The organism is Kitasatospora sp. NPDC004799, assembly GCF_040609095.1.
GTDB lineage: Bacteria > Actinomycetota > Actinomycetes > Streptomycetales > Streptomycetaceae > Kitasatospora.
This window is the reverse complement of the sequence record NZ_JBEXJK010000131.1, coordinates 1-19,551: the sequence shown is the minus strand read 5'-3', so window position 1 is coordinate 19,551 and position 19,551 is coordinate 1. Positions and strand designations below refer to the sequence as shown.

Annotated in this window: 2 protein-coding genes and 1 pseudogene; 1 reads left to right on the top strand and 2 read right to left on the bottom strand. The window is 75.0% G+C overall.

The window, feature by feature from the left end:
• Positions 1-8: 8 nt before the first annotated feature.
• Positions 9-56: pseudogene (locus ABZW03_RS18490) on the top strand (hypothetical protein); the annotation flags it as partial.
• Here the strand turns inward: ABZW03_RS18490 and ABZW03_RS18485 are convergent.
• Positions 43-17,724 (bottom strand): type I polyketide synthase, encoded by a 17,682-nt coding sequence (locus ABZW03_RS18485; protein ID WP_355258899.1) that lies wholly within the window; start codon positions 17,722-17,724, stop codon positions 43-45. The pseudogene ABZW03_RS18490 and the gene ABZW03_RS18485 sit on opposite strands and share 14 nt — an antisense overlap.
• Positions 17,725-17,780: 56 nt before the next feature.
• A partial coding sequence (locus ABZW03_RS18480) for an SDR family NAD(P)-dependent oxidoreductase (protein WP_355258896.1) occupies positions 17,781-19,551 on the bottom strand: 1,771 nt, incomplete at its 5' end.

Genomic DNA, 19,551 nt, shown 5'->3' with positions numbered 1-19,551 from the left:
CGGCGGATGTGGGTCGTGGTCTGGTGGAGGTGCCGGTGGGGTTCAAGTGGTTCGTCGACGGTTTGTTGGAGGGGTCGATCGGTTTCGGTGGTGAGCGGGGGCGAAGGCCCCGTCCGCGACGCACTCCTGGGCCATGGCCGACAGGACGCCGTCGGGGCCGAGTTCGAGGCAGGTCACCACGCCCTGGGCTTCGAGGGTCCGCATGCCGTCCAGGAACCGGACGGCCTGGCGGACGTGGCACACCCAGTACTCCGGCGAGCACAGCTCCTCGGCGGTCGCGACCTCGCCGGTCACGTTGGAGACGACCGGGATGCGCGGCGCCGAGAAGGTCAGGCCCTCGGCGATGCGACGGAAATCGTCCAGCATGCCGTCCATCAGCGGCGAGTGGAACGCGTGCGAGACGTTGAGCCGCTTCGTCTTCTCGAACTGCAAGGCGATCGCGAGGACTTCGGGCTCTTCGCCCGAAATCACCACGGACGTCGGGCCGTTGACCGCCGCGATGCTCACGCCGTCGGTCAGCAGCGGCAGGACCTCGGCCTCGGACGCCTTGACCGCGACCATCGCGCCACCGGTCGGCAGCGCCTGCATCAGCCGGCCACGCGCCGCGACGAGGGCGACAGCGTCGTCAAGGGAGAACACGCCCGCGACGTGCGCGGCGGACAGCTCACCGATCGAGTGCCCGACCAGGAAGTCCGGACGCACACCCCAGCTCTCGTACAGCCGGAACAGCGCCACCTCGACCGCGAACAGCGCCACCTGCGTGAACTCGGTCCGGGACAACACCGAAGCGTCGTCACCGAACACGACCTCCTTCAGCGGCAGTTCGACCCGCGCACACACCGCGTCGAAGGCATCGGCGAACACCGGGAAGGCGTCGTACAGCTCCCGCCCCATCCCCGGCCGCTGACTCCCCTGCCCCGTGAACAGGAACGCCAGCTTCCCGCCCGCGGCCACGCCCTCCACCACGTGGGCGGAACGCCCTCCCGCCGCCAGGGCGGTCAGGCCGCTCGCGAAGTCGGAGCGTTCCCGGCCGAGCACGACGGCCCGGTGCTCGAAGGTGCTGCGGCCGGCCGTCAGGGAGTGGGCGACGTCCGCGATCCGCAGGTCGTCGTGCTCCTCCCAGTGGGCGAGCACGCGCTGCGCCTGGTTCTCCAGGGCCTGCTCGCTGCGCGCCGACAGCACCCACGGCACGACGTCGGTCGGAGTCTCCGCCCTCACCTCGCCCGGCCGGTCGGCGGGGGCCTGTTCGATGATCGTGTGGGCGTTGGTGCCGCTGATGCCGAAGGAGGAGACGGCCGCCCGGCGCGGACGTCCGGTCTCCGGCCACGGCCGGGCCTCGGTCAGCAGTTCGACCGCGCCCGCCGACCAGTCGACCTTCGGCGACGGCTCGTCCACGTGCAGGGTCCGCGGCAGCACGCCCTCGCGGACGGCCATCACCATCTTGATCACGCCCGCCACACCGGCGGCGGCCTGGGCGTGGCCGATGTTGGACTTGAGCGAGCCCAGCCACAGCGGCTCGTCGCCGTCGCGCTCCTGCCCGTACGTGGCCAGCAGCGCCTGCGCCTCGATCGGGTCGCCCAGCGCGGTGCCGGTACCGTGCGCCTCGACGGCGTCGATCTGCCCGGCCGACAGCCCGGCGCCGGCGAGCGCCTGACGGATCACCCGCTGCTGGGCGGGGCCGTTGGGGGCGGTGAGGCCGTTGCTGGCACCGTCCTGGTTGATCGCCGAGCCGCGCACCACCGCGAGCACGGGGTGCCCGTTGCGCTGCGCGTCCGACAGCCGCTCGACGAGCAGCACGCCGACGCCCTCGGCCCAGCCGGTGCCGTCCGCGTCCGCCGCGAAGGCCTTGCAGCGGCCGTCCGAGGCGAGGCCGCCCTGGCGGCCCATCTCCAGGAACATGCTCGGGCCGGCCATCACCGTCACGCCGCCCGCGAGCGCCATGGTGCACTCGCCGCTGCGCAGGGCCTGCGCGGCCCAGTGCAGGGCGACGAGCGACGAGGAGCACGCGGTGTCGACGGTGACGGCCGGGCCCTCCAGCCCGAAGGTGTAGGCGAGCCGACCGGAGGCCACCGAGGTGGCGTTGCCGGTCAGCAGGTGGCCCTGCAGGCCCGCCTGGTCGACGCCCTGCCCGGTCGCGTAGCCGTGGGAGGAGGCGCCGACGAACACGCCGGTCGCGCTGCCCTTCACCGAGGACGGGTCGATGCCCGCCCGCTCGAAGGCCTCCCAGGAGGTCTCCAGCAGCAGCCGCTGCTGCGGGTCCATGGCCAGCGCCTCACGCGGCGAGATCCCGAAGAACGCCGGGTCGAACCGGTCCGCGTCGTAGAGGAACCCGCCCTCGCGGGCCGTCTGGGTGCCGTTCTCGACGGCGGCCAGGGCGCTCAGGTCCCAGCCCCGGTCGGTCGGCAGCGCGCCGACCGCGTCGGTGCCGCTGGCGACCAGCCGCCACAGCTCCTCGGGAGTGCGGACACCGCCGGGGAAGCGGCAGGCCATCGCGACGATCGCGATCGGGTCGTCCGCGTCGGCCGCCCGTGCGGGCGCCGAGGACGGCGCCGACTCCGGTGCCGCGCCGAGGAGTTCGGCCAGCAGGTGGTGCGCGAGCGCCTCCGGGTTCGGGTGGTCGAAGACCAGGGTGGCCGGCAGCCGCAGCCCGGTGGCCGTGTTGATCCGGTTGCGCAGTTCGACCGAGGTCAGCGAGTCGAAGCCGAGGTCCTTGAACGCGCGGTCGGCCGCGACGGCGTCCGCCGAGCCGTGCCCGAGGACGGCTGCCACCTGCGTGCGGACGAGGTCCAGCAGCAGGGTGCGCCGCTCGGCCGAGTCCAGCCCTCCCAGGCGTGCCGCCAGGGTCGCGCCCTCGGCGGCCGTGCCGCCGGCGACGGCCCGTCGGACCGTGGCGCGGACCAGGCCGCGCAGGTACGCGGGGGCGGGCGCCGTCCTCGCCTGGGCGCGCAGCGCGGGCAGGTCGAGGCGGACGGGCAGGACGGCCGCCTCGGCACCCGCGCGGGCCGCGCCGAACAGGGCCAGGCCTTCTTCGGCGCTCAGCGGCGGCACGCCGCCGCTGGACATCCGGCGCACCTCGGCCTCGTCGAGCCGGCCGAGCATGCCGCCCTCGTGGGCCCAGGGGCCCCAGGCCATCGAGGTCGCCGGCAGGCCGACCGCGCGGCGGTGCTGGGCCAGCGCGTCCAGGAAGGCGTTCGCCGCGGCGTAGTTGCCCTGGCCACCCGTACCGAAGAGGGCGGAGACGGAGGAGAAGAGGACGAAGTCGGTGAGGTCCTGGTCGAGGGTCAGCTCGTGCAGGTGCCAGGCCGCGTCCAGCTTCGGCCGCAGCACGGCCTCCAGCCGCTCCGGCGTCAGCCCCGACACCACCCCGTCGTCCAGCACACCAGCGGTGTGCACGACGGCCGACAGCGACCGGCCCGCCAACAGCCCGGCGAGCGCCGCACGATCGGCCACGTCACAGGCCACGACCTCCACCGCGGCACCCAACTCGCGCAGTTCGTCCCACAGTTCCATCGCACCCGGCGCGTCCAGACCACGACGGCTGACCAGCAGCAGGCTCCGCACCCCGTGCCCGACCACCAGGTGCCGGGCCACCAACGCCCCCAGACCACCCGTCCCGCCCGTCACCAGCACCGTGCCCGCCGGATCCAACGCAGCGGGGACCGTCAGCACCACCTTGCCGACATGCCGCGCCTGCCCCAGGAAACGGAACGCCTCCTTGGCCCGCCGCACATCCCAGGTCGTCACCGGCAGCGGCGCCAGCACACCCTCCTCGAACAGCTCCACCAGCCGCGCCAGCATCACGCCGATCCGCTCCGGACCCGCCTCGATCAGGTCGAACGCCCGGTACCGCACCCCCGCGTGCTCCGCCGCCACCGCCTCCGGCTCGCGGACGTCCGTCTTGCCCATCTCCAGGAACCGGCCCCCGCGCGGCAGCAACCGCAGCGAGGCGTCCACGAACTCACCCGCCAGCGCGTCCAGCACCACATCCACCCCGGCACCGCCCGTCGCCCCCAGGAACACGCCCTCGAAGTCCAGCGTCCGCGAATCGGCGATGTGCGCCCCGTCCAGACCCAGACCCCGCAACGCCTCCCACTTGCCGACACTCGCCGTACCGAACACCTCCGCGCCGAGATGCCGCGCCACCTGCACCGCGGCCATCCCCACACCACCGGCAGCCGCGTGCACCAGCACCCGCTCACCCGCCCGCACACCACCCAGGTCCACCAACGCGTAGTACGCCGTCAGGAACACCATCGGGACCGAGGCGGCCCGGACGTACGACCAGCCGGCCGGGATGCGCGTGAGCATGCGGTGGTCCGTCACCGCCACCGGGCCGAAGCAGCCGGTCAGCAGGCCCATCACCCGGTCGCCGGGCACCAGGTCCGTCACCCCGGCGCCGACCTCCAGGACGACGCCCGCGCCCTCGCTGCCCATCCGGGCCGCGCTGTCCGGGTACATGTCCAGGGGGATCAGGACGTCACGGAAGTTGAGGCCAGCCGCGCGGACCGCGACCCGGACCTCGTGGGCGGCCAGCGGCGCCGAGGCGTCGTCGACCGGCACGAGGGCGAGGTTCTCCAGCGTGCCGCGTTCGGTCGCGTCCAGCCGCCAGGCGGACGCTCCGGCGGGCGCCGCCAGCGCGCCGCCGGTCGCCGCGCGGGCGAGCCTGGGCGCGAACACCTCACCGGCACGTACGGCCAGTTGGGGTTCCTCGGTGGCGACGGCGGCACCCAGGGCGGCGAACGAGTCCGCGTGACCGTCCACGTCCACCAGCACCAGCCGACCCGGGTTCTCGGTCTGCGCGGAGCGCAGCAGGCCCCAGGTCGCGGCCACCGTCAGATCAGGGCTCTCCCCCGCCCCCACGGCCACCGCACCACGCGTCACCACCACCAGCCGCGACGACCCGAACCGCTCGTCACCCAACCACTCCCGCACCAGCCCCAACACCCGCGCCACCACCGACCGGGCCGCCTCCACGACCCCGCCACCGACAGCACCGTCCACCACCACGACAACGGCCTCCGGCACCGCGGCGCCCCCGTCCACCGCGGCCGCCAGCGCCGTCAGGCTCTCCACCTGCCGCTCCACCGGCCGGAGCCCGCCGAGCAGCGGCTCGGCGGCACCCGCCAGCAGCGCCCAGTCCGCGGTCCCGGCCGGTTCAGCGGCCGCGACCGGGGTCCACTCCACGCGGAACAGCGCGTCGTGCAGCGTGTGGTCCGCCTCGGCGAGCGCGCTCGCCGACACCGGACGCGCCACCAGCGACTCCACCGTGGCGACCGGCCGCCCGGCGGCGTCCGCCACCGTGACGGCCGTGCCGTCCGCGCCGGCCGGCGCGAGGTGCACCCGGACGCTCGACGCCCCGGTCGCGTGCAGCGAGACACCGGTCCACGAGAACGGCAGGCGCCCGTCGGCGTCGTCCGCGTGCCGCAGGAACGAGCCGTGCAGCGCGGCGTCCAGGACTGCCGGGTGCAGGCCGTACGCGGAGCCCTCGTCGGCCGGCTCCCCGGGCAGCGTCACCTCGCCGAACACCTCGTCGCCCCGGACCCAGGCGGCCCGCAGGCCCTGGAACACCGGCCCGTAGGCGAACCCGCGCGCGGCGAACCGCTCGTACAGGTCAGCCAGTTCGGCCCGCTCCGCTCCCTGCGGCGGCCACACCGCCAGGTCGGCGGCGGCCGTCGGCTCCTCCGCCGACAGCACGCCGGTCGCGTGCCTGGTCCACGGCTGGTCGTCGAAGGCGTCGGCAGGGCGCGCGTGGATGGTCAACTGCCGCCGCCCGGAGCCGTCCTGGGCCTCGACCGCCAGCTGGAGGACGACGCCACCGCGCTCGGGCAGCACCAGCGGCGCCTCCAGCGTCAGCTCGTCCAGCCGCCCGCACGCGACCTGGTCGCCGGCGTGCAGGGCGAGCTCGACGAACGCCGTTCCCGGCAGCAGGACCGAGCCCATGATCGTGTGATCGGCCAGCCACGGGTGCGTCGCCAGCGAGAGCCGGCCGGTGAAGAGGAAACCGTCGCTCTCCGCGAGACTCACGGCCGCACCCAGCAGCGGGTGCCCGGCCGAGACCAGCCCGGCCGAGGCGACATCCGCCCGGGCCCCGGCCGACGCCTCCGGCCAGTAGCGCTGCCGCTGGAAGGCGTACGTGGGCAGGTCGGTCAGGCGGACGCCGGTCCCGGCGAAGAAGGCCGACCAGTCGACGGGGGCGCCGTGGACGTGGGCGGTGGCCAGGGCCGTCAGCACGGTCTGCGCCTCGGGGCGCTCGGCGCGCAGAGCGGGCGCGAAGTCGCCCTCCTCGACGCACTCCTGAGCCATCGCGGTGAGGACACCGTCCGGGCCCAGCTCGACGAAGGTGGTGACGCCCTTGGCTGCGAGGGTGCGCATGCCGTCGGCGAAGCGGACGGCCTGGCGGACGTGCCGGACCCAGTACTCGGGCGAGCACAGCTCCTCGGCCGTCGCGACGACGCCGGTCACGTTGGAGACCACCGCGATCTGCGGAGCCGAGAACGTCAGGCTCTCCGCCACGCGGCGGAAGTCCTCCAGCATCCCGTCCATCAGCGGGGAGTGGAACGCGTGCGAAACGTTGAGCCGCTTGGTCTTCTCGAACTGCGAGGCAATAGCCAAGACTTCGGCTTCCTCGCCCGAAATCACCACGGATGTCGGCCCGTTGACTGCCGCAATGCTCACGCCATCGGTCAGCAGCGGGAGGACATCCTCCTCAGCGGCCTTGACCGCCACCATCGCACCGCCCTCGGGCAGCGCCTGCATCAGCCGGCCACGGGCAGCGACGAGCGTCACCGCATCGTCCAGCGACAGCACACCCGCCACATGCGCGGCCGACAGCTCACCGATCGAGTGCCCCACCAGGAAGTCCGGCCGCACACCCCAGCTCTCGAACAGCCGGAACAGCGCGGTCTCCACCGCGAACAGCGCCAGCTGCGTGAACACCGTGCGCGCCAGAACCTCGGCATCCTCGCCGAACACGACGTCCTTCAGCGGCAGTTCAGCACGCACACACACCGCGTCGAAGGCCTCAGCGAACACCGGGTAGGCGTCGTACAGCTCACGCCCCATCCCGAGCCGCTGGCTGCCCTGGCCGGTGAACAGGAACGCCAGCTTCCCGCCCGAGGCCGCACCGGCCACCAGCCCGGCGGCCGTCCCACCGTCCGCCAGCACCGCCAGGCCGCCCCGAAGCGACGCGACATCCTCCGCGACCACCACGGCCCGGTGCTCCAACCCCGCACGCGTCGTACCGAGCGAGGACGCGAGATCACCGAGATCCACATCCGGACGCCCGTCCAGGTACCCCAGCAACCGGGACGCCTGCTCCCGCAACGCCCGCCCGCTCGCACCCGACAGCAGCACCGGACGACCCACCGGCCCCGCCGGCCGCTCCACCTCCACAGCCGCGACGACCGGCGCCTGCTCCAGAACCGTGTGCGCGTTCGTCCCACTGATCCCGAACGACGACACCGCCGCCCGCCGCGGACGCCCCGTCTCCGGCCACGCCCGCGCCTCCGCCAGCAGCTCCACCGCACCCGACGCCCAGTCCACGTGCGGCGACGGCTCGTCCACATGAAGGGTCCGCGGCAGCACACCCTCCCGCATCGCCATCACCATCTTGATCACACCGGCCACACCCGCAGCCGCCTGCGTGTGCCCGAGGTTCGACTTCACCGACCCCAGCCACAACGGCTCCCCGCCCCCGCGCTCCTGCCCGTACGTCGCCAGCAACGCCTGCGCCTCGATCGGATCGCCCAGCCGGGTGCCCGTCCCGTGCGCCTCCACGACGTCGACCTCGGCGGCCGACAGCCGCGCGTCCGCCAGGGCCTCGCGGATGACCCGCTGCTGCGAGGGCCCGTTCGGCGCCGTCAGGCCGTTGCTCGCACCGTCCTGGTTCACGGCCGAACCGCGCACGACCGCGAGCACCTGGTGCCCGTTGCGCTCGGCGTCCGACAGCCGCTCCAGCAGCAGCATGCCGACGCCCTCGCCCCAGCCGGTCCCGTCCGCCGCCGCCGCGAAGGACTTGCAGCGCCCGTCGGCAGCCAGGCCGCGCTGGCGGCTGAACTCGATGAAGGCCGTGGGCGTGGACATCACCGTCGCGCCGCCCGCGAGGGCCAGCGAGCACTCGCCGCTGCGCAGCGACTGCGCGGCCAGGTGCAGGGCGACCAGCGAGGCGGAGCAGGCGGTGTCCACGGTCACCGCCGGGCCCTCCAGCCCCAAGGTGTAGGCGACGCGCCCGGACACGACGCTGCCGGCGTTGCCGGTGCCGATGTACCCCTCGACGGGCTGCGGGTCCTGGAGCAGCAGCGCGGCGTAGTCCTGACCGTTGGAGCCGATGAACACGCCGGTCCGGCTGCCGCGCACGGACGCCGGGTCGAGGCCGGCCCGCTCGAAGGCCTCCCAGGACGTCTCCAGCAGCAGCCGCTGCTGCGGGTCCATCGCCAGCGCCTCGCGCGGCGAGATGCCGAAGAAGTCGGCGTCGAACTCGGTGGCGCCGTGCAGGAATCCGGCCCGGCGGGCGTAGTGGGTGCCGGGCCGTTCGGGGTCCGGGTCGTAGAGGGCGTCCAGGTCCCAGCCGCGGTCGGTCGGGAAGGCGGTCATGCCGTCCCGGCCGTCGGTGACCAGCTGCCAGAGGTCCTCGGGCGAGCCGACGCCGCCGGGGAAGCGGCAGGCCATGGCGACGATCGCGATGGGCTCGTCCGCGGCCCCGGTGCGGCCGGTCGGCAGCGGTGCCGCGTCGGCCGTGCCGAGGAGTCCGGCCAGCAGGTGGCCGGCCAGCACGGTCGGCGTCGGGTGGTCGAAGACGAGGGTCGCGGGCAGCGTGAGGCCGGTCGCCGCGGCGAGCCGGTTGCGCAGTTCCACGGAGGTGAGCGAGCCGAAGCCGAGGTCGCGGAAGGCCCGGTCCCGGCCGACCGCGTCCGCGCCGTCGTGGCCGAGGACGGCGGCGGCCTCGCCGCGGACCAGGTCGAGCAGCAACCGCTGCCGCTCCGCCTCGCCGAGGCCCGCCAGGCGGGCGGCCAGGGACGACCCGGCTGCCGGGGCGGCAGCCGCGGTCAGCGCCCGTCGCACCTCGGGCAGGCCGGACAGCAGCCTGCCGGTCCGGGCGGCCGAGGCCGTGGCGTAGCGCTCCCAGTCGACGTCGAGCACGACCCGGACGGCGGCCGGCCGGACGACGGCCCCGGCCAGCACCTCGACGGCCGCCTCGGGGGACAACGGGGCGATGCCGGAGGCCCGGAGCCGCTGTTCGATCGCGCCGCCGTCCGCGGCCATGCCCGGGCCCGCCCAGGGGCCCCAGGCGAGGGAGGTGGCGGGCAGACCGTCGGCCCGGCGCTGCTCGGCGAGGGCGTCCAGGTAGGCGTTGGCGGCCGCGTAGTTGCCCTGACCGGCGGACCCGAGGGCGCCGGCGACCGAGGAGAAGAGGACGAAGGCGTCCAGGTCGAGCCCGGCGGTCAGCTCGTGCAGCACCTGCGCGGACACCGCCTTCGCCCGCAGCACCGCCGCGAACCGCTCCGGCGTCAGCGACTCCACCACACCGTCGTCCAGCACACCCGCCGTGTGCACCACCGCCGACACCGGATGCTCCGCCAACAGCGCCGCCACAGCCTGACGATCCGTCACATCACAAGCGGCGACCACCACCTGCACACCCAGACCGACCAGCTCGTCCCGCAGCTCCACCGCCCCCGGAGCCTCCAGGCCACGACGGCTCACCAGCACCAGCCGCTCGACACCACGGCCCGCCAGCCACCGCGCCACATGCCCACCCAGCGCACCCGTACCACCAGTGACCAGCACCGCCCCCGACGGACGCCACCCCTCACCCGAACCCGCACCCGACACCCGCACCAGACGACGCACGAACACACCCGCCGCCCGCACCGCCACCTGGTCCTCACCCGAACCACCGGACAGCACCGCCACCAACCGCTCACGCCCCCGCCAGTCCAACACTCCCGGCAGATCCACCAGACCACCCCAACGACCCGGCAGCTCCAACGCCACACTCCGCCCCAGACCCCACACCATCGCCTGGACGGCCGAGCGCAGCCGGTCCGTCCGGTCGACCGTGACGGCCCCCGAGGTGGCCACCCAGAGCGGCGCCTCGATCCCGGCGTCGCCGAGGGCCTGGATCAGGCCGAGGGTTCCGCCGAGACCGACGGACAGCTCGGGCGTGGCGTCCCCGTCGTCGGCGAGCGCGAGCAGGGAGAGCACGCCGGTGAAGCCGCCGTCGGGCTCCGAACGCAGCAGCCCGCCCAGCGTCTGCCGGTCGGCATCGGCGCCGGACAGCTCGAGGTGCCGGACCTCGATCCCGCGCTCCGACAGGGCCTCGACGGTGTCGGCGACCAGCCGGCCGGCCGCGCAGTCGGCCGGGGAGACGACGAGCCAACGGCCGGACGCCGCGACAGCGGGCCGGTCGACGGCACGCTCCCAGTCGATGCCGTAGCTCAACCGGTCGTCGAGCACGGCCTCGGGCATCCGGGGCCAGTACAGCTCGCGCTGGAAGGCGTAGGTCGGCAGCGAGGCGGCCACCGTCGGCGCCGGGTCGAGCAGCGCCGCCCAATCGGGCGTCCGGCCGCCGACGAACAGCTCGGTGAGTGCGGTGGTGACGGCCACGGCCTCCGGCCGCTCGGCGCGCAGGGCCGGGATGAACGCGCCACCCTCGACGCACTCCTGGGCCATCGCGGTGAGGACGCCGTCCGGGCCCAGCTCGACGAAGGTGGTGCCGCTCTCGGCTGCAAGGGTGCGCATGCCGTCGGCGAAGCGGACGGCCTCGCGGACGTGCCGCACCCAGTACTCGGGCGAGCACAGCTCCTCGGCCGTCGCGACGGCACCGGTCACGTTGGAGACCACCGGGATGACCGGCTCGGCGTAGGTCAGCCCCTCGGCGATGCGGCGGAAATCGTCCAGCATGCCGTCCATCAGCGGCGAGTGGAACGCGTGCGAGACGTTGAGCCGCTTGGTCTTCTCGAACTGCCCGGCGATCGCCAGGACTTCGGACTCTTCGCCCGAAATAACCACGGACGTCGGTCCGTTGACCGCAGCGATGCTCACCTGAGCGGTCAGCAGCGGCAGCATCTCGGCCTCCGCAGCCTTCACCGCCACCATCGCACCGCCCTCGGGCAGCGCCTGCATCAGCCGACCACGCGCCGCGACCAGGGCGACAGCGTCGTCAAGGGAGAGGACGCCCGCGACGTGCGCGGCGGACAGCTCACCGATCGAGTGCCCGACCAGGAAGTCCGGACGCACACCCCAGCTCTCGAACAGCCGGAACAGCGCCACCTCGACCGCGAACAGCGCCACCTGCGTGAACTCTGTCCGCGTCAGAACCTCGGCATCCTCGCCGAACACCGCCTCCTTCAGCGGCAGTTCCACCCGCGCGCACACCGCGTCGAACGCCTCCGCGAACACCGGATAGGCCTCGTACAGCTCACGCCCCATCCCCGGCCGCTGACTCCCCTGCCCCGTGAACAGGAACGCCAGCTTCCCGCCGCCGGACCCGCTTCCGACCACCAGCCCGGCAGCCGTCCCGCCCTCGGCGAGCGCCGCGAGGGCGCGGAGGAGCCCGTCGCGGCCGTCTGCCACCACGCCCGCGCGGTGCTCGAAGGCCGTGCGCCCCGTGGCCAGCGCCCGGGCGGTGTCCATCGGGCTCAGCCCGGGGGCGGCGTCAAGGTGGTCGCGCAGCCGGCGGGCCTGCGCCTGCAGCGCCTCACCGGTCCGGGCGGAGAGCACGACGGGCGCGATCCCGGTGTCGCCGCGGCCGTCGCCCTGGAGGGTCGGCCGGGTGGGGGCCTGCTCGACGATGACGTGGGCGTTGGTGCCGCTGACACCGAAGGCGGACACGCCGAACCGCCGGGGACGGCCGGGCTCCGGCCAGGGCCTCGCCTGCGTCAGCAGCTCCACCGCGCCCGCCGACCAGTCGACGTGCGGGGTGGGCTCGTCCACGTGCAGGGTGCGCGGCAGCACACCCTCGCGCATCGCCATCACCATCTTGATCACACCGGCCACGCCGGCCGCCGCCTGGGTGTGGCCCAGGTTCGACTTCACCGAGCCCAGCCAGAGCGGCTCGCCGTCGCCGCGCTCCTGCCCGTACGTGGCGAGCAGCGCCTGCGCCTCGATGGGGTCGCCCAGCCGGGTGCCCGTCCCGTGGGCCTCCACCGCGTCCACCTCGGCGGCCGACAGCCGGGCGGCGGCCAGGGCCTGCCGGATCACCCGCTGCTGCGCAGGGCCGTTCGGGGCGGTCAGCCCGTTGCTGGCGCCGTCCTGGTTGACGGCCGAGCCACGCACCACCGCGAGCACCCGGTGCCCGTGGCGCTCCGCGTCCGAGAGGCGCTCCAGCAGCAACAGGCCGACGCCCTCGCCCCAGCCCGTACCGTCCGCGCCCGCCGCGAAGGCCTTGCAGCGGCCGTCCGCCGCCAGTCCGCGCTGGCGGCTGAACTCCACGAACGCGGCCGGCGTCGACATGACGGCCACACCGCCGGCCAGGGCCAGCGAGCACTCGCCGCCGCGCAGCGCCTGCGCCGCCAGGTGCAGGGCCACCAGCGAGGAGGAGCAGGCCGTGTCCACCGTCACCGCCGGGCCCTCCAGCCCGAAGGAGTACGAGAGCCGGCCGGACAGGACGCTGCCGGCGTTGCCGGTCATCAGGTAGCCCTCCAGGTCCTCGTCGGACTGCTGGAGGAGGGTCACGTAGTCGTTGCTGTTGGTGCCGACGAAGACGCCGGTCCGGCTGCCGCGCAGGGCCGCCGGGTCGAGGCCGGCCCGTTCGAAGGCCTCCCAGGAGGTCTCCAGCAGCAGCCGCTGCTGCGGGTCCATCGCCAGCGCCTCGCGCGGCGGGATGCCGAAGAAGCCGGCGTCGAACTCGCCCGCCTCGTGCAGGAATCCGCCCTCGCGGGCGTAGAAGGTGCCCTTGCGGTCGGGGTCGGGGTGGTAGAGGGCGTCCAGGTCCCAGCCGCGGCCGGTCGGCAGGCCGGTGGCGGCGTCGGCCTCGTCGGCGACCAGCCGCCACAGCTCCTCGGGGCTGCCCACGCCGCCGGGGAAGCGGCAGGCCATGGCCACGATCGCGATCGGGTCCTCGACCGTCACCGCCGGCTCGCCGGTCGAGCCGGCGGCGTCGGCGTCCGCGTCGGGGACGAGCTCGGCGGTCAGCCGGTCGGCCAGCGCCACCGGGGTCGGGTGGTCGTAGACCAGCGTGGCGGGCAGCCTGAGGCCGGTGGCGGCGTTCAGGCGGTTGCGCAGCTCGACGGCGGTCAGCGAGTCGAAGCCCAGCTCCTTGAAGGCCCGCGACGCGCCGACGGCCTCCGCTCCGGCGTGGCCGAGGACGGCCGCGACCTGCTCCCGGACCAGCTCCAGGGCCGCTGCCCGAACCTCCGACCGGGGCAGCTCGCGCAGCTGCCGCCCGGCCGGGGCGCGGCCGTCGTCGGCGGCCGTCGCCGCGGCACCCCGGGGCGAGGCGGCCGCGACGGCCTCCGGCAGGTCGGCGAGCAGCGGGCTGGGCCGGGTCGCGGTGAAGCCGGGGACGAAGCGCTCCCAGTCGACGTCGACCACGGAGAGCACCGTGTGGCCCTGCTCGAGGCAGCGCTGCAGAGCGGCGAGGGCCTGCGCGGGCGGCATCGCCGGGACGCCGGTGCGGACCAGCCGCGCCCGCACGGAGGCGTCGTCGGTGGCCATGCCGCCGCCGTCCCAGGCACCCCAGGCGAGGGAGGTGGCGGGCAGGCCGGCGGCCGCGCGCTGCTCGGCGAGGGCGTCCAGGTAGGCGTTGGCGGCCGCGTAGTTGCCCTGACCGGGTGCGCCGAACGTTCCGGCCGTGGAGGAGAAGAGGACGAAGGCGTCCAGGTCGAGGTGCGCGGTCAGCTCGTGCAGCACCTGCGCGGACACCGCCTTCGACCGCAGCACCGCCGCGAACCGCTCGGGCGTCAGCGACTCCACCACACCGTCGTCCAGCACACCCGCCGTGTGCACCACCGCCGACACCGGATGCTCCGACAACAGCGCCGCAACAGCATGACGATCCGTCACATCACAAGCGGCGACCACCACCTGCACACCCAGACCGACCAGCTCTTCCCGCAGCTCCACCGCACCCGGAGCCTCCGGGCCACGACGGCTCACCAGCACCAGCCGCTCGACACCACGGCCCGCCAGCCACCGCGCCACATGCCCACCCAGCGCACCCGTACCACCGGTCACCAGCACCGCCCCGGACGGACGCCACCCCTCACCGGAACCCGCACCCGACACCCGCACCAGACGACGCACGAACACACCCGCCGCCCGCACCGCCACCTGGTCCTCACCCGAACCACCGGACAGCACCGCCACCAACCGCTCACGCCCCCGCCGGTCCAACACCACCGGCAGATCCACCAGACCACCCCAACGACCCGGCAGCTCCAACGCCACACTCCGCCCCAGACCCCACACCATCGCCTGGACGGGGTCGGCCGGACGGTCGGCGTGCGCGGCGGAGACGGCGCCCCGGGTGGCCACCCAGAGCCGGCCGGTCACCTCGGCGTCGGCCAGCGCCTGGAGCAGCGACGCGGTGGCGGCGAGACCCACCGGCACCGACGGCTGCCCGGGGTGCGTGCCCTCGGCGAGCGCGAGCAGCGAGAGGACCAGCTCCGTCGCGGGGGCGTCCGCCGTGGCCGCACGCAGCGCCTCGGCCAGGTCCGTACGGTCGGCGGCCGGGTCGGTGACCACGGTCCGGACGTCCGCGCCGTGGTCGGCGAGCGCCTGGAGCGCGCCCACCACGGCCGGGTCCTGCTCGTGGCCCGCCGGGACGACGGCCAGGCAGCCCGCCGCGGGGGCGGCCGCCGGGAGGTCGTCGAGCGGACGCCAGGCGGCGCGGTAGCACCAGCCGTCGAGGGCGGACTGCGTCCGGCGCTCGGCGCGCCAGGTCGACAGCGCGGGGAGGACGGAGTCCAGCGGGGCGCTCGCGTCGACGGCGAGCGTCTGCGCCACGGCCGCCACGTCCCCGGCCTCGACGCTCCGCCAGAAGTCGGCGTCGACCGGATCCGCCACCGGACCGGCCGCAGCGGCGGGCCGACGGCGCGGCCAGAACCGCTGCCGGTCGAAGGGGTAGGTCGGCAGCTCGACGCTCCGGCCGCCGGTCAGCGCCGACCAGTCCGAGGCGTGGCCGGCGACGAAGGCGGCGGCCAGTGCCGCCAGCGCGGTACCGGGCTCGGGCCGCTCGGCGCGCAGGGCGGGCGCGAACACGCCCGTCTCGACGCACTCCTGGGCCATGGCGGACAGCACGCCGTCCGGGCCCAGCTCCACGAAGGTGGCGACGCCCTCGGCCTCCAGGGTCCGCATGCCGTCCAGGAACCGGACGGCCTCGCGGACGTGCCGGACCCAGTACTCCGGCGAGCACAGAGCCTCGGCCGTCGCGACCTCGCCCGTGACGTTGGAGACCACCGGGACGGTCGGCTCGGCATACGTCAGCCCCTGCGCGACCCGGCGGAAGTCCTCCAGCATCCCGTCCATCAGCGGGGAGTGGAACGCGTGCGAGACGTTCAGGCGCTTCGACTTCTCGAACTGCGAGGCGATCGCCAGGACTTCGGACTCCTCGCCCGAAATCACCACGGACGTCGGGCCGTTGACCGCCGCGATGCTCACGCCGCCGGTCAGCAGCGGCAGCACTTCGGCCTCGGCGGCCTTCACCGCCACCATCGCACCACCCTCGGGCAGCGCCTGCATCAGCCGACCACGCGCCGCCACCAGCGCCACCGCATCATCCAGCGACAGCACCCCCGCCACATGCGCGGCCACCAGCTCACCCACCGAGTGCCCGACCAGGAAGCCCGGCCGCACACCCCAACTCTCGAACAGCCGGAACAGCGCCACCTCAACGGCGAACAACGCCACCTGCGTGAACTCGGTCCGAGCCAACACCACGGCGTCCTCGCCGAACACGACATCCTTCAGCGGCAGTTCGACCCGAGCGCACACCGCGTCGAACGCCTCCGCGAACGCCGGATAGTCCTCGTACAGCTCACGCCCCATCCCCGGCCGCTGACTCCCCTGCCCCGTGAACAGGAACGCCAGCTTCCCGCCGTGCACCGCGCCCTGGGTGAGGTTCGCCGCAGCCCCTCCGCGGGTCAGCGCCTCCAGCCCCGCGTCCAGGGCGGCCCGGTCGTCCGCCAGGACCACCGCGCGCTGCTCGAAGGCCGTCCGCCCCGCCAACGCGTGGGCCACGTCGCCGAGTTCGAGGTCGGCCCGGGAGGCGAGGAAGTCCCGCAGTCGGACGGCCCGCTCCCGGAGGCCACGCCCGTCCTTCGCGCTGAGCACGAACGGCCGCAGCCCACCGGCCGGGCGGGGCGCCTCGACGGCGTCCCCGGTCTCCGGAGCGTCCTCGGCCGGCGCCTGCTCGATGATCACGTGCGCGTTGGTGCCGCTGATCCCGAAGGAGGAGACGGCCGCCCGGCGCGGACGCCCGGTCTCCGGCCACGGCCGCGCCTCGGTCAGCAGCTCGACCCCGCCCGACGCCCAGTCGATGTGCGGCGAGGGCTCGTCCACGTGCAGGGTCCGCGGCAGCACGCCGTCCCGCATCGCGTAGATCATCTTGATGAGGCTCGCGGCGCCGGCCGCGGCCTGGGTGTGCCCGAGGTTGGACTTCACCGAGCCCAGCCACAGCGGCTCCTCGCCGCCGCGCTCCTGCCCGTACGTGGCGAGCAGCGCCTGCGCCTCGATCGGGTCGCCCAGCGCCGTGCCGGTCCCGTGGGCGTCGACCGCGTCGATCTGGTGGGCCGCGAGGTTGGCGGCGGCCAGGGCCTGGCGGATGACGCGCTGCTGCGAGGGCCCGTTCGGCGCCGTCAGCCCGTTGCTCGCACCGTCCTGGTTGACGGCGCTGCCGCGCACGACGGCGAGCACGGGGTGCCCGTTGCGCCGCGCGTCGGACAGCCGCTCGAGCACCAGCACGCCGACACCCTCACCCGCGCCGAAGCCGTCGGCGGCGGCCGCGAAGGCCTTGCAGCGACCGTCCGAGGCCAGTCCGCGCTGGCGGCTGAACTCGACCAGCATCTGGGGGGTGGACATCACCGCCACGCCGCCGGCCAGCGCCAGCGAGCACTCGCCGTTGCGCAGCGCCTGGGCCGCCAGGTGCAGGGCGACCAGCGAGGACGAGCAGGCGGTGTCGACGGTCACCGCCGGGCCCTCCAGCCCGAAGGCGTAGGAGAGCCGGCCGGAGGCGACGCTGGCGGTGTTGCCGGTGCCGACGTAGCCCTCGACGTCCTCGCCGGACTCCTGCAGGACGGTGGCGTAGTCGTGGAAGGTCATGCCGACGAAGACGCCGGTGCGGCTGCCGCGCAGCGCCGTCGGGTCGATCCCGGCGCGCTCGAAGGCCTCCCAGGAGGTCTCCAGCAGCAGCCGCTGCTGCGGGTCCATCGCCAGCGCCTCACGCGGCGAGATCCCGAAGAACGCCGGGTCGAACTCGCCAGCGCCGCCGAGGAATCCGCCGTCCACGACGTAGCTGGTGCCGGAGTGGTCCGGGTCGGGGTCGTGGAGCGCGTCGAGGTCCCAGCCGCGGTCGGCCGGCACCTGGGCGACGGCGTCGCGGCCGTGGCGGACCAGTTCCCACAGGTCCTCGGGGCTGCGGACGTCGCCGGGGAAGCGGCAGCCCAGGGCGACGACCGCGATCGGCTCGTCGGCCGCGGACTCCAGCTCGCGCAGGCGGCGGCGCGTCTGCTGCAGGTCCGCGGTCACCTTCTTGAGGTAGCCGAGCAGCTTGTCCTGAGCGTCCATCGTGGGCTTACCTTCCGGGTTGTGCAGGCCTTCGGCGCGGTTCTCGGCGTTCCCGGTCACGACATCCCCAGCTCGTTGTCGATGAGGTCGAACAGCTCGTCGGCGGTGGCCGCGTCCAGCACGGTCGGGGCGGTGTCGGCGTCGGTGCCGGCGAAGCGGGTGGTCCAGCGGGCGAGCATCCGCTGGAGCCGGGCGGTGACGGCGGCCGCGGTCTCCTCGTCGGCGGTGAGGTCGCCGAGTTCGGCGTCCAGGCGTTCGAGGTCGGCGAGGGCCGAGGCCGGCCGGTCCGGCCGGGCGCCGAGGAGTTCGGCCAGCAGGTGCTCGGCCAGCGCGGTCGGCGTCGGGTAGTCGAAGACCAGGGTCGCGGGCAGTTTGACGCCGACGGCGGCGGTCAGGCGGTTGCGCATCTCGACGGCCGTGAGGGAGTCGAAGCCCAGGTCGCGGAAGGCCCGGGTCGGGTCGACCCCGTCGGCGGAGGCGTGCCCGAGGACGCCGGCGGTACGGCTGCGGACGAGGTCGAGCAGCAGCTCGGACCGGTCGGCCGGGGGCAGGGCGGCCAGCCGTGCGGCGAAGGAGGCCGGGTCGGCGCCGTCGGTGCGGGCCGACTCGGCCGGGCGCTCGGCGAGCATCCGGGCGACCGCGGGCACCTCGCCGATCAGCGGGCGGACCCGCCCGGCGCCGAAGGACGGGACGAAGCGGTCCCAGGCGATGTCGGCGACGGCGAGGAAGGTCTCCCGGGCGTCCAGGGCCTGCTGGAGGACGGTGACGGCCAGGTCCGGGTCCAGCTCGCCGCTGCCGCGCCGGCGCAGCGAGGACTCGACCGCGCCCTCGGCCATGCCGCCGCCGGCCCAGTGGCCCCAGGCCAGCGAGGTGGCGGGCAGGCCGTCGGCCCGGCGCTGCTCGGCGAGGGCGTCCAGGAAGGCGTTGCCGGGGGCGTAGTTGCCCTGGCCGGCGAGGCCGAAGGTGCCGGCGAAGGAGGAGAAGAGGACGAAGGCCGAGAGGTCCAGCCCGCGGGTCAGCTCGTCCAGGTTGCGGGCGGCGGTGACCTTGACGGCCAGCGCGCGGGCGACCTGGTCGACGGTGAGCGCGTCGAGCAGGTTGTCGTCGACGATCGCGGCCGTGTGGATCACGGTGGTGAGCGGGGCCTCGGCCGGGATCGCGGCGAGCAGCCGGGCGAGGTCGCCGCGGTCGGCGACGTCGCAGGCCACGGCCTCGGCGCGGGTGCCGAGGGCGGCGAGTTCCGCCACCAGCTCGGCCGCGCCGGGGGCCTCGGCGCCGCGCCGGCTGACCAGCAGGAGGTGCTCGGCGCCGGCGCGGGCCAGCCAGCGGGCGACGTGTCCGCCGAGGGCGCCGGTGCCGCCGGTGACCAGCACGGTGCCCTCGGGGCGCCACGGGGCGGTGACGGCCGCCGGGTCGAACGGGGCGGGCAGCAGGCGGCGGCCGAGGACGCCGTCCGGGCGGACGGCCAGCTGGTCCTCGGCGCCGGCGCCGGTCAGCGCGGCGGCGAGGCGCCCGGCGAGGGCGGCGTCGCCCTCCGGGTCGGCGGGCAGGTCGATCAGTCCGCCCCAGCGCTGCGGGTGCTCCTGGGCGACCACCCGGCCGAGACCCCAGACCAGGGCCTGTCCGGGGTTCGTCAGGCGTTCCTCCGGGCCGGCGGCGACGGCGGCCCGGGTGATCAGCCAGAGCGGGGCGTCCACGTCGGCGTCACCGAGCGCCTGGACCAGGGCGAGGTTGCCCGCCAGGCCCGCCGGGACGGTGGGGTGGGCCGGCAGCGGCCGCTCGTCCAGCGCGAGCAGCGACAGCACGCCGGCGACGTCCGGCGCGGCC